This window comes from Burkholderia sp. WP42, assembly GCF_000745665.1.
Lineage (GTDB): Bacteria > Pseudomonadota > Gammaproteobacteria > Burkholderiales > Burkholderiaceae > Burkholderia > Burkholderia vietnamiensis.
This window is the reverse complement of the sequence record NZ_JQJT01000021.1, coordinates 141078-153026: the sequence shown is the minus strand read 5'-3', so window position 1 is coordinate 153026 and position 11949 is coordinate 141078. Positions and strand designations below refer to the sequence as shown.

The 11949-nt window shown below is 67.1% G+C and carries 10 protein-coding genes; 5 read left to right on the top strand and 5 right to left on the bottom strand.

Annotation, left to right across the window (positions count from 1 at the left end):
• Window positions 1-89 precede the first annotated feature (89 nt).
• The 4 genes from EX20_RS14165 to EX20_RS31970 all read left to right on the top strand — a co-directional run bounded on the left by EX20_RS14165 (window position 90) and on the right by EX20_RS31970 (window position 4969).
• Window positions 90-1904 (top strand): PHA/PHB synthase family protein, encoded by a 1815-nt coding sequence (locus EX20_RS14165; RefSeq protein ID WP_034193942.1) that lies wholly within the window; start codon window positions 90-92, stop codon window positions 1902-1904.
• Window positions 1905-1923: 19 nt separating this feature from the next.
• Window positions 1924-2964, top strand: coding sequence for a zinc-dependent alcohol dehydrogenase family protein (locus EX20_RS14160; protein WP_011880386.1), 1041 nt, complete (start codon window positions 1924-1926; stop codon window positions 2962-2964).
• 203 nt (window positions 2965-3167) lie between these two features.
• Complete coding sequence (locus EX20_RS14155) at window positions 3168-3530, top strand: hypothetical protein (RefSeq protein ID WP_034193941.1); 363 nt, start codon at window positions 3168-3170, stop codon at window positions 3528-3530.
• Between the two features lie 953 nt (window positions 3531-4483).
• Window positions 4484-4969 carry a hypothetical protein gene (locus EX20_RS31970; protein ID WP_059463989.1) on the top strand — a complete coding sequence of 162 codons (486 nt, stop codon included), beginning with the start codon at window positions 4484-4486 and terminating at the stop codon, window positions 4967-4969.
• 326 nt (window positions 4970-5295) lie between these two features.
• On the opposite strand, the gene EX20_RS14140 is transcribed toward EX20_RS31970, so the two are convergent.
• On the bottom strand, window positions 5296-6741 hold the full coding sequence (locus EX20_RS14140; RefSeq protein ID WP_034193939.1) for an MBL fold metallo-hydrolase RNA specificity domain-containing protein: 1446 nt from the start codon (window positions 6739-6741) through the stop codon (window positions 5296-5298).
• Between the two features lie 285 nt (window positions 6742-7026).
• Here EX20_RS14140 and EX20_RS14135 point away from each other — a divergent pair, with 285 nt between their 5' ends.
• Entirely contained in the window at window positions 7027-7467 is a 441-nt protein-coding gene (locus tag EX20_RS14135) for a hypothetical protein (RefSeq protein ID WP_034193938.1), read from the top strand.
• Window positions 7468-7545: 78 nt separating this feature from the next.
• On the opposite strand, the gene EX20_RS14130 is transcribed toward EX20_RS14135, so the two are convergent.
• The 4 genes from EX20_RS14130 to EX20_RS14115 are packed head-to-tail and all read right to left on the bottom strand — an operon-like array spanning window position 7546 to window position 11945.
• Window positions 7546-9048: an efflux transporter outer membrane subunit gene (locus EX20_RS14130; RefSeq protein ID WP_034193937.1), complete on the bottom strand. Its 1503-nt coding sequence runs from the start codon at window positions 9046-9048 to the stop codon at window positions 7546-7548.
• On the bottom strand, window positions 9026-10111 hold the full coding sequence (locus tag EX20_RS14125; RefSeq protein ID WP_034193936.1) for an HlyD family secretion protein: 1086 nt from the start codon (window positions 10109-10111) through the stop codon (window positions 9026-9028). Before EX20_RS14125 ends, EX20_RS14130 begins: the two co-directional genes overlap by 23 nt.
• On the bottom strand, window positions 10108-10812 hold the full coding sequence (locus EX20_RS14120) for an ABC transporter ATP-binding protein (protein ID WP_172820474.1): 705 nt from the start codon (window positions 10810-10812) through the stop codon (window positions 10108-10110). The genes EX20_RS14125 and EX20_RS14120 overlap by 4 nt, the downstream gene beginning before the upstream one ends.
• A complete protein-coding gene (locus tag EX20_RS14115) occupies window positions 10809-11945 on the bottom strand; it encodes an ABC transporter permease (protein WP_011880378.1) in 1137 nt (378 codons plus the stop codon). Before EX20_RS14115 ends, EX20_RS14120 begins: the two co-directional genes overlap by 4 nt.
• Window positions 11946-11949 lie beyond the last annotated feature (4 nt).

Genomic DNA, 11949 nt, shown 5'->3' with positions numbered 1-11949 from the left:
GCGCGTGCGCCGCGTTGAAGGTCCGGCGCGATACGCGCTCCACTGCACGCGTCTTGCGACCGGCAGGCCGGTTTCCCGGAGCAAATCTGATGAATGCACCCGCGATGCGCGCGCCGCTCGCGCAGGAAGCGATACGGCTGCCGCAGCCGACCGAACCGGCGCCGTGTGCGCTCGCCGTTGCGCCGGCCGATGCGACGCCCGCCGAACAATGGAATCGCGCGGCCCACGCGAACGTGGCCGCGCTGACGCTCGGCCTGTCTCCCGTGTCGATGGCGCTCGCGATGCTCGACTGGGGCGCGCATCTCGCGGTCGCGCCCGGCAAGTGCTTCGAGCTTGCGGCACAGGCGTGGCAGGCGGCCGTCGCGCCGTCGTCGCAGGTGCGCGACGCCGCTGCGGCCGACCCCGGCGGCCTGGCCGTGCACGCGGGCGACGCCGATCCGCGGTTCGCCGCGCCCGCGTGGGACGCCTGGCCGTTTCACGTCTATCGCGACAATTTCCTGGCGATTCAGCGCTGGTGGCGCGACGCGACCACCGGCGTGCCGGGCGTCGAGCGCCATCACGAGGAGCTGGTCGGGTTCGCCGCGCGGCAGTGGCTCGATGCGTGCTCGCCCGGTAACTTTCTCGCGACCAATCCGGTCGTGCTCGACACTACGATGCGCAGCGGCGGGGCGAATCTGGCGACTGGTCTGCGGCACTGGGCCGACGACGCGCGCGCGTTGTTCGAGCACACCGGCGAGCAGCGCGCGCACGATGCGCGTCCCTATCTGCCGGGCCGCGACGTCGCGGTCACGCCGGGCCGCGTCGTGTGGCGCAACGCGTTGTGCGAGCTGCTGCAATACGACCCGACGACCACCGACGTCGCACGCGAGCCGATCCTGATCGTGCCGTCGTGGATCATGAAGTACTACATCCTCGATCTGCAGCCGCACAATTCGCTGATCCGCTTCCTGGTCGATTCCGGCTACACGGTGTTCGCCGTGTCGTGGCACAACCCCGGCGCCGAAGCGCGCGGGCTCGGGCTCGACGATTATCTGCGCGACGGCTGCATGGCTGCGCTCGACGCCGCGCGGTCGATCTGCGGCGAGGCCGTGCATGCGGTCGGCTATTGCCTCGGCGGCACGCTGCTCGCGATCGCCGCGGCCGCGCTCGCGCGTGACGGCCGGCAACACGAGGCATTGCGCTCGGTGTCGTTGCTGGCTGCGCAGACCGATTTCAGCGAACCCGGCGAGCTGGGGCTGTTCATCGATGCGAGCGAGCTGTCCGCGCTCGATGCGCTGATGTGGCGGCAGGGCTATCTGGACGGCGCGCAGATGGCCGCGACGTTCCAGTTGCTGAATGCACGCGACCTGATCTGGTCGCGCATGATGAGCGAATACCTGCTCGGCACGCGCACCAAGCCGAACGACCTGATGTCGTGGAACGCCGACACCACGCGCATGCCGTACCGGATGCATACCGAATACCTGACGCGGCTCTTTCTCGACAACGATCTCGCGGCCGGCCGCTACTGCGTCGACGGGCGGCCGGTCGCGCTGTCGGATCTCGACGTGCCGACGTTCGTGGTGGGCACCGAACGCGATCACGTGTCGCCGTGGCGTTCCGTGTACAAGCTCCATCTGATGACGCACCACGCGCTGACGTTCGTGCTGACGTCGGGCGGCCACAACGCCGGCATCGTGTCCGAACCGGGCCATCCCGGCCGCCACTACCGCTGCGCGACGCGCGAGCACGGCGCGCCTTACCGCAGCGGGCACGACTTCGTGCGCGACACGCCGCCCGTAGAAGGTTCGTGGTGGACCTGCTGGAGCGGCTGGTTGCGCACGCATTCGTCGGGCGACGTGCCGGCTCGCGTGCCAGCCGCCGGCTTCGCGGCGGCGCCTGGCGCATACGTGCTAGAAACCTGATTTCCATGGAGGAATACCGATGAAAGCACTCGTCTATCACGGCCCTGGGCGCATGGCGCTCGAACAACGTCCGAAACCCGAGCTGCAGTCGCCGACCGATGCGATCGTCCGCGTGACGCGCACGACGATCTGCGGCACCGACCTGCACATCCTGAAAGGCGACGTGCCGACCTGCGAACCGGGGCGCGTGCTCGGCCACGAAGGGGTGGGGGTCGTCGAGCAGGTTGGCGCTGCGGTCGATGCGCTGAAGCCGGGCGACCGCGTGCTGATTTCCTGCATTTCGTCGTGCGGCCGCTGCGAATACTGCCGGCGCGGCCTGTATTCGCACTGCACCACCGGGGGCTGGATTCTCGGCAACCGGATCGACGGCACGCAGGCCGAGTACGTGCGCATTCCGCATGCGCAGACGAGCCTCTATCCGATCCCGGCCGGCGCCGACGAGGACGCGCTCGTGATGCTGTCCGACATCCTGCCGACCGGCTTCGAGTGCGGCGTGCTGAACGGCAAGGTGCAGCCGGGCTGCTCGGTGGCGATCGTGGGCGCCGGGCCGATCGGGCTTGCCGCGCTGCTGACGGCGCAGTTCTATTCGCCGGGGCAGATCATCATGATCGACCCGGACAGCAACCGGCTCGACATCGCGCGGCGCTTCGGTGCGACCGACTGCGTCGACGGCCGCAGCGGCGACGCGGCGGCGGACGTGATGAAGCTGACCGACGGCATCGGCGTGGATTGCGCGATCGAGGCGGTCGGCATTCCGGCGACGTTCGAGCTGTGTACGTCGATCGTGGCGCCGGGCGGCGTCGTGGCGAACGTGGGCGTGCATGGCGTCAAGGCCGATCTGCATCTGGAGAAGCTGTGGGATCGCAACATCGCGATCACGACGCGGCTCGTTGATACGGTCAGCACGCCGATGCTGCTGAAAACGGTGCGGGCGGGGCGCCTCGATCCGGCGCAACTCATTACGCACCGGTTCGCGCTCGATGATGTCGAGGGCGCTTATGACACGTTCGGGCGCGCGGCGCAAACGCATGCGTTGAAGGTGATTATTGAGGTTAGTTGAGGACGGGGCTGGGTGCGATACGAGCCGGTGCTTGCGCCGGGTCGTAGGGCGGTATGCCGAAAGCGCTTGGACCGGACTAAACGGGCAGTGGCGGGTTGGCTGACTCAGTTCGGGCACTACCGGTCGTCCGATGTTTCCGCCAAGATCGTCTAGAACCGGCGTGACGGACGAAACTATGAAGTCGTTAAACAAGCTCCTGCAACATGTCACACGAATACCTTGTCATTTTCCAGTACCACGAGCCCGAACCGCGACAGCTATTCGACCGCGGAGTGATCGAAGACTACGAGTCGACGACTGGAGTCTTCATCAAAGCGGCGGCGGCAGAAGAAGCTTTGATTTGGTGCAGGGCAATCGCCCAGGAGCTTCTATGCCGCTGCAATGACGATAGGTCGTTGGATTGGACGCGCTTTGGATATTCGTGCTGGGTCGAGCCCAACCCGGGAATGTCGTCTTGGGGCCGTTGCTTGGGCTTTTTCCAGCACGTTCAGGTCGGTGAAATGCCGAACTTCGACGCAATGGGTACCGCCGCGTACATCGACTGGCAGGGCAACCAAGGCGATTAGATTGTCTAAAGTGGCGGCGGTCTAGCGCTGCCCCAATGACCGGTTTCGAGAAATCCGAAGGACCGCTCCGGGTCGACGCGGGCCGTCCGCCGGACCGGGCACGGTGCGACGGCGTCGTCGGTCACAGGTCGGCCAGGAACGGCCCTTCGACACAGGCTCCGCGATCGGTGACAATCTTGGCACGTCATACCTATTCCGCACACGAACATGAACCTACTTGGGCATCGCCGACTGCATCGACCAGCAACCTCGTCGGGAGGCGCCACCTGCACAGAGCGAACCTCTGCGGACTTTCTGATAGACGGACAGTCTTTGCTGGAAATGCTGGTTAAAAGTGCCGGTGGACATGCCGACTTCATGGGTTGTTTCGTGAGTGGTTACGCGAAGGAATGCGAACGCATGTCCGCTATGCTGCTCGACGTTCCGCCGGAGAGCGGAAAGCGCGTACTACTCTACATCTGCCCTGAGTGTGGCGACGTCGCGTGCGGTGCATATTCGGCCCTTGTACGGCGTGAACGCGAATCCTACGTTTGGGAGAGCTTCGCCTACCAGACAAGTGAATCTGACTTGCAGATAGTTGAGGCGTTTGGACCGTTTTCTTTCGACGCATATAGGTATAAAGGCTCTGTACTCGCTGCGTCGGCGATTGACGGAACCGAGTAGCTCTGCGGCAACAGGCGGCCAGAATCGGCCGTGCGACAACGAAATCTGAATCGTCGACAATGCAAGCCCAAACCACAGCCACGCCCCCTCAAATCAAACCGATGGCACTGGCTTTCTAAACCAGGCATGGCGTTGGAACGATGAGCATCAGAAAGTGGATAGCGCATATTCGGACGGATGCAAAAAGCCGCGACGCATTCAACATGGTGACCTTGGAGGCGGCGCATCGCGCGCTGCCTCTTGGGGGCGCTGCGGCTTTGAACGCGCAGGGATTTGACGCGTAGGCGCGAATGAAGCTTAGAAAAAGTTGGCTCTTCGTTGCCATTCCTGCGGCGCTCTTTTTCCTGGTGTGGGGGCACGCGGGGCCTTGGGTCTTCCCCCGGCACTTTACGTTACGGGTAGTCGCTGGAGAAGGGCACCCTCTATCGGGAGCAGATGTCACGGTTTACCAAACGACATGGCAGACGCCGTGCATCCCGATGTTCGGATTGTCCGAGGCCTCCTGCAATCATTACCAATCGACTGTCTTCGATGGCACCCTCGATCGACATGGAGAAGCGCGTATCTGGGCGATTACGGCTGTGCCTTTCAAGGGCGAGCCTTATATCGCGTGCATTGAAGGCAAAGAGTACGAGGCTGATTTCGCGATTGCGAAGTGGCCAACCGACCCTGCCGTTTCGGTCGTAACGTTGGACTACAAGGGCATGCGACTTCTTCGCGAGCAGTGCTCGCCTTACACCAAGAAGCTGCCCACACCTGGGTGGTGGAACGACTAGGCTCGGCGGCTATAGCAGCCGCCGCCTCGCCTGTCCTTCCCTCGTCGTACGTTTTCTGTCACCGGTTCGCTCTAAACGCACACGGACTGGAAAACGCACATGACCAGGGAGGTCATCGACTGGAACTCGCGCCTGAATTCGCTCCGGCACCTGCTCATGCGCCGAGTGTCCGCTTGCGGGAGGTCTGACGGTCTCTTTAGGGTCGATCACCGCCAACGGCGACGAACAGTCGTATTGTCCGAGACTTAACCTGACGTTGACTGACCGGTCAGGTCTCGGCCTATACGCGTCATGCGTATGCGGCGCTTCACCGGCGCCACTAAGCGTCAGGACGAGCGCCCCGCGGTCTGCTGCGCGGCATCGGCCGGTTCGGCTTCGGCTGCGTCTTGATGGAGACCATCCCCCCCATCCCCCTCATTCAAATCGACACACTGCTCATAAACCGGCACCTCACAAGTCCAGTGCAGCGTATCAGCGATGCGCCGGCGCAGCGCATCCGCGGCAGCCGGCTCCCCATGCGTGACGAACGTTCGCACCGGCGCGCCCTGCATCGTGCCGAGCCATTTGAGCACGTCCTCGTAATCGCCATGAGCCGACAGCGTCGTGATCGATTCGATCTGCGCACGCACGCGCACGTATTCGCCGTGAATCTTCACCGTCGGCTCGTGCGCGGCCAGCGCCGCGCCGCGCGTGCCGGCGGCCTGATAGCCGACCAGCGCGATCGTGTTGCGCGGATCGGGCGCATAGCGGGCGAGGTGATGGAGCACGCGTCCGCCGGTCGCCATGCCGCTGCCGGCGATGATGACCATCGGCCCGTGGTGATCGGAGATCGCCTTTGACTGGTCGACGGAGCGGATCATCGTCGCCGCGTGGCCGAGCGCGTTCGCTTCCGAAACGGTCAGCCGGTGTTCGAGGATATGGTGGCGATAGATCTCCGTCACGTCGGTGGCCATCGGGCTGTCGAGGAACACCGGCACGCGCGCCATGCGGCCGGACGCCTTTAGCCGCGCGATGTAGTGCAGGATTTCCTGCGCGCGGCCGACGGTGAAGCAGGGCATCACGACCACCCCGCCGCGCCCGAAGGTCTTGTCGAACATCGCGGCGAGTTCGGTCTCCGGGTCCGACGCCGGGTGCAGCCGGTCGCCGTACGTGGATTCGACCACCAGATAGTCGGCATGCGCGGGCGCCCGCGGCGGCTGCATGATCGGATCGTTGTAGCGGCCGAGGTCGCCCGAGAACGCGAGCACCTTGTGATCCCAGTGCATCACGACGCTCGCCGCGCCCAGGATGTGCCCGGCCGGCAGCAGCCGGAACGACACGCCGCCGCCGAGCGACGTGCATTCGTCGAACGCCACCGGCTTCAGCAGGTGCAGCGCACGCTGCGCATCGTCGAGCGTATAGAGCGGCTGCGCCGGATGGTGCTTGGAATAGCCGTGGCGGTTCGCGAAGTCGGCTTCCTCCTCCTGCAGCCGCGCGCTGTCGCGCAGCATGATGTCGCACAGTTCGGCCGTGGCCGCCGTGCAGTACACGGGCCCGCGAAATCCTTCACGTGCAAGCACCGGAAGATAGCCGGTGTGATCGATGTGCGCATGCGTGAGCACGACGGCGTCGAGCGTGTCGGCCGCGAACGGCAGCGTCCGCCAGTTGCGCAGCCGCAGGTTCTTGGTGCCCTGGAACAGGCCGCAATCGACCAGGATGCGCCGGCTGCCGTGCTCGACCAGGTATTTCGAGCCGGTCACGGTTTCGGTCGCGCCGAGAAAAGTCAGTTTCATGAGATAGCCTCGCCGGGAATCGACGGATCGGTAAGGCGATTACAGCGCGAACGCGCGGGCAGCGCTTGACCGAAGTCAGCAATTGCAGGATTCCATGCCCCGCCGGCCGTACCGCCGGCGCCGCCCAATGAGGCTGCTCGCGCGGTTTGACTACGATCAATCGTCAGTCGCGTCGGCCCGCGCATGGCGGTCCGGCGCGCGGACGCGGTGTCATGATTCGATGATCCGCGCCTGCCGTGCGCGCGCTGCGCATCGGCATCGCGAGTCTCTCGGGATCGATCCATCATGACGCTGATCGCCAATCTGGACGGCGCCGCGCACCTGTACCGGTTGTGCTTCGTTCGTTCGCCATGGGCGTGGTTTACGTGCCTGCCGCTCAATCAGCAATGCGGCGAGAACTGGGCCGACGTGCCGTATCAGAACGCGGCGAAACCGCCGTACAGCGATTCGCGCGCGCAATTGCTGCGGGTCGCGTTCGACGCGCCCGGGCTGTTGCCGCCCGAAGCCGGGCGCCACGGCCACGCGTGGAGCGTCCAGCAGATCAACCGCGGCGCGGCGCCGTGGCTGCGCAGCGAGGATTTCGTCGATGCGACCACGCTCATGGTGCCGGCCGGCGCGACGCTCGCCGCATTCGTCGAAACGATCGACGCGGCCGGCGGCACCGTGTACGCGCCGCTCGGCTGGGCCGAGCTGCCGCGCTGGGAACGGCCCGACATCGTCGCCTGAGCGCGCCGCACCGTCGAGCAGCCGGCCGACGCGGCGTGAAGCCGCGTGAAGCCGGCCCGCGCGCCCGCGCCATGTCCGTCAACCAGCTTCGCCCCAGCCGCCGCCGAGCGCGACGTAGAACGCCACCGTGTCCTGCAGGCGTTGCGCGAGCGCCTGAAGCCATGCGATGCGGGCCTGGTGATATTGCACGTCGGCGACCAGCAACGGCACGTAGCCGGTGATCCCCGCGTCGTAGCCGGCCTGCGTGAGCCGCAGCGCATCGCGGGCGGCGGCCATCGCGCGAGCCTGCGCATCGAGCGCCGCGGCGTCGTTCGCGAGCGCGCGCAGCGCGTCGGCCACCTGCGAGAACGCGGCCAGCACGACCTGCCGGTAGGACGCGTCGGCCTCGTCGTAGGCATCCTGCGCGGCGCGCCGCTGGTTCAGCAGCGTGCCGCCGTGAAACAGCGGTGCGGTGACGCCGGCGCCGACGCTCCACGCGCGGCCGGCCGGCGAGAACAGATTGGCCGCGACGCCGCTGTCGAAGCCGCCCGACGCGGACAGCGTCAGGTTCGGGTAGAGCGCGGCGGTGGCGACGCCCACCTGGGCGCTCGCCACGTGCAGTTCGGCTTCCGCCTGCTGGATGTCCGGACGGCGGCGCACCAGCGACGACGGCGCGGTATCGGGCAGGCTCGCCGGCAGTTCGATCGCGGCGAGCGACAGCTCCGGCGTCCGCCAGTCGGCCGGATATCGGCCGGCCAGCAGCGCGAGCAGATCGTCGGCTTGCGCGCGCTTCTGGTCGAGCGCCGGCAACGTGGCCTGCAGCGTCGCCCGCTGCGACTCGAGCGTCAGCACCGCGACGTAGGCCGCCGCGCCGGCCGTCACCTGCGCGCGCGTCAGGCGAATCTGCTCGTCGACGAGACCGATCGTCTCGCGCGTGGCGGCGCCTTCGTCGCGATACGCGGCGCGCGCGATCATCGTGTTGACGACGTTGGCGCTCAGCATCAGATACGCGCCGGCCAGCGCGTGGCGCTGCGCGTCGACGCCGGCGGCCAGCGCCTCCACCTGGCGCCGTTCGCCGCCCCAAAGGTCGAGGGTGTAGCTGACGGTCGCCGACAGCGTGAACAGGTTGAAGATCGACGCCGGCAACGCCGGGCCGCGCGACGGCGTCGCGCGCTCGCGCGCCGCGCCGGCCTGCGCGTCGATCTGCGGGAAGAACACGCCCTGGCCGGCCCGCAACGCGTGCTCGCTGCGCCGCAGCGTCGCTTCGGCGAGCGCGAGCGTCGGGCTGCCGGTCAGCGCGGCGTCGACGCTCGCGTCGATGGCGTGGCTGCCGAAGCGCGTCCACCAGTCGCGCGTGAGCGGCGCGTCGGGCGACAACGCCTGCGTGCGGCCGTCGCCGGTCCACGGGCCGGACGCCGCGTGCGGATCGTCGGGCGCGACGAAGCGCTCGACGCGCGGCGCGGGCGGCGGCACGAAGTTCGGCCCGACCGTGCAGCCGCCCGCGAGCAGCGCGGCGAGCAGCCCGGCGGCCAAGCGCGCAGCGGTTCGGCGCCGCGACGTACGGCCGCCGCACGCGCGGTCATTTGCCGGCGACGTACACATCGACGATCTGCCCGGGGAACAGCCGCACGTTGCGGTTCGGCACGATACGGAAAATCAGCGGCAGCACGCGCACGTCGACGCGCTCGGTGCGCTGGTCAGACAATTCGATCTTCGGCGTCACGTACGGCTGCACGCGCACGAACTGCAGATCGGCCTCGACCGACGTGCCGCGCACGAACATGTGCGCCTTCAGCGCATGCAGGTCGGGCAGTTGCGGGATCAGGATCTCGTCGATGTAGCAGCGCACCTGCAGCCGGTCGACCGGCGCGCCGAGCACCGCGACCGGCGCGCTGGCCCGCGTGTAGGTGTCGTAGATCCCCTGCGGGCTCAGGTACGAGCCGAGCGCCGCGTTCATCGCCAGCACGATGCCGTCCGCCGGCGCGCGCAGCGTGTAGCGGGCCAGCAGCGCGGCGGCCGCATCGGCCGCGCGCCGCAGCGCGACGACCTGCGCACGCTGGTTGCGCAGGTCGTAGCTCCATGCGCCGGCCTTGGTCAGACGATACTGGCGCGTCACGACGTCCACGTTGGCGGCCGCGACGCGCACCGCGTTCGCGGCCGTGTCGAGCGCGTCGCGGCTCACTGCTTTCGGATCGATGTCGTACGCGCGCCGCTGCTTGTCGTACTGGTCCTGCGCGAGCTTCAGGCTCGCCTGAGCGGCCCGGGTCTGCGCACCGGCCACGTCGAGCACCTCGCGGCGCGGCTGCGCGTTCAGCTCGTCGAGTAGCGCAGCGGCCGCATCGGCCTGCGCGGCGAGCTGCGCGGCGCTCGCGCGCTGCACGGCGTCGTCGATCGTCAGCAGCACGTCGCCGGCCTTCACCGGATCGCCGTCGTGCACGTAGATGCGCGTCACCGCTCCCGACACGTCCGGATAGACGTTCACGTTCGCGCCGGCCGGCTGCTCGCTTTCGACGATGCCGTTCGCATAGACGCCCCGCGCGTACGGATTGGCGGCCGGCTTGAACACCGGCGGCTGCGGCGGCTCCTGGCGGCCGTAGAGCCACGCGGCGACGACGCTCGCCAGGAAGCCGAGCACGGCCGCGACGAACACGAGCCGGCGCTTCATCGCACGCCTCCGCGCTCGATGCCGGTCAGCTTGCCGTCTTCCATGCGCAGGATGCGGTCCGCGTATTCGAAGATCCGCGCGTCGTGCGTGACGATCACGATGCAGCGCGTGTCGTTCAGCACCTCGTGCTTGACGAACTCCATGATCATGCGGCCGGTGTCGCCGTCGAGCGATGCGGTCGGCTCGTCGAGGATCAGCAGGTCGGGCTGGCTGACGATCGCGCGCGCGATCGCCACGCGCTGCTGCTCGCCGCCGGACAGCTTGACGGGCGGCAGCTGCGCGCGATTGGCGAGACCGACGACGCCCAGGTAGGTGTGCGCGGCCTGGATCGCGTCGTCCCACGGCTGGCGCTTCAAAATCAACGGAATCGCGACGTTCTCGGCGGTCGTGAGCCGCGGGAACAGGTGGTAGTCCTGGAACACGAAGCCGATCCGGTTGAGCCGGAACTCGGCGATCGCGTCGTTCGGCTGCGCCCACAGGTCGACGCCGTCGATCGACACCGAGCCGCCGTCCGGCCGCAGGATGCCGGAGATCACGCTGAGCAGCGTGGTCTTGCCGCTGCCGGATGGTCCGACGATCAGCAGCATCTCGCCGAAGTGCGCCTGCATCGACACGTCGCGCAGCGCCTGCGTGCGCGCTTCGCCTTCGCCGAACCATTTGTCGACGCCGCGCGCGTCGATCGCGATACCGGCCATCGTCAGCCCCGGAAGATGTCGAAGGGCTCGATGCGCAGCACGCGCCGCACGCCGAGATAGCTCGAGATCGCCGCGATCACGACGACCATCCCGAACGCGAGCGACAGGTTGCCGTACGTGATGAGGGCCGCGTAGTCGGGGATGCGCAGCTTGGCGAGCGAGATCATCAGCACGCACAGCCCGACGCCGATGCCGTAGCCGGTCAGCGCGGTGAAGGTCGCCTGGAACAGGATCATCGCGACCAGCTCGCGGCTCTTCGCGCCGATCGCCTTCAGCGCGCCGAACTTGTCGAGGTTCTCGACGATGAACGCGTAGAAGGTCTGCCCGGAAATCGACAGGCCGATGATGAAGCTGATGATCGTCATCAGCATGATGTTGGTGCCGAGCCCGGTTTCGTACTTGTAGAAGCGCGAGATCTGCGCGATGAACTCGTCGCGCGTGTACGCGCGGTAGCCGAGCGACTTCACGACGGCCTGGATGTGCGCGATGTCCGCATCGGACTTCGGCTCGACGAGGATGTACGAGGTCGTGAAGCGCGGCGACGGGATGTAGCGGATCGCGCGTGCGTAGGTGGTGTAGAGCGTCGGCGTGCCGAACAGGCCGCTCGCGGCGACCTTCGCGATGCCGACGATCACGCCGCGATGATCGTTCAGCTCGAAATCGGTGCCGATGGTCGGGTTCTCCAGCTTCGCGAACTCCGGGTCCTGGATCGCGATGAAGCCGTTTTCCGCGTAGATGTCTTCGATGCGGCCCTGGAGCATCGTGGGCCGGCCGAGCAGGCTCGCGTCGTCGAGGCCGACCACCGTGACCGCCTGATACGCGCCCGAGCGCAGCTTCACCAGCGCACCGCCGGAGTAGAGCGGCACCGCGTACTTGACGCCGTCGATGCTGCGCACGGCGTCGAGCACGTAGCCGGGCATGCCGATGCTGTTCGCGATCGTCTTCACGGCCGGGTCCATCACCCAGACCTTCGCGCCGATGTTGATCACCGACGCCGACGACTTGTTGAGAATGCCGGCGAACAGCGACGTCATCTCGATCATCAGCAGCACCGAGAACGTGATGCCGACGATCAGGGCAGTGAACTTCGCGCCGTCGTTGACGAGCAGCTTGAACGCGAGGCGCAGGATGCCGTTCATGGTG

What these genes read in the sequence shown, in the direction of transcription:
- EX20_RS14165 (WP_034193942.1), top strand. Translation starts at nt 90, where the DNA reads ATGAATGCACCCGCGATGCGCGCGCCGCTCGCGCAGGAAGCGATACGG.
- EX20_RS14160 (WP_011880386.1), top strand. Translation starts at nt 1,924, where the DNA reads ATGAAAGCACTCGTCTATCACGGCCCTGGGCGCATGGCGCTCGAACAA.
- EX20_RS14155 (WP_034193941.1), top strand. Translation starts at nt 3,168, where the DNA reads ATGTCACACGAATACCTTGTCATTTTCCAGTACCACGAGCCCGAACCG.
- EX20_RS31970 (WP_059463989.1), top strand. Translation starts at nt 4,484, where the DNA reads ATGAAGCTTAGAAAAAGTTGGCTCTTCGTTGCCATTCCTGCGGCGCTC.
- EX20_RS14140 (WP_034193939.1), bottom strand. Translation starts at nt 6,741, where the DNA reads ATGAAACTGACTTTTCTCGGCGCGACCGAAACCGTGACCGGCTCGAAA.
- EX20_RS14135 (WP_034193938.1), top strand. Translation starts at nt 7,027, where the DNA reads ATGACGCTGATCGCCAATCTGGACGGCGCCGCGCACCTGTACCGGTTG.
- EX20_RS14130 (WP_034193937.1), bottom strand. Translation starts at nt 9,048, where the DNA reads ATGTGTACGTCGCCGGCAAATGACCGCGCGTGCGGCGGCCGTACGTCG.
- EX20_RS14125 (WP_034193936.1), bottom strand. Translation starts at nt 10,111, where the DNA reads ATGAAGCGCCGGCTCGTGTTCGTCGCGGCCGTGCTCGGCTTCCTGGCG.
- EX20_RS14115 (WP_011880378.1), bottom strand. Translation starts at nt 11,945, where the DNA reads ATGAACGGCATCCTGCGCCTCGCGTTCAAGCTGCTCGTCAACGACGGC.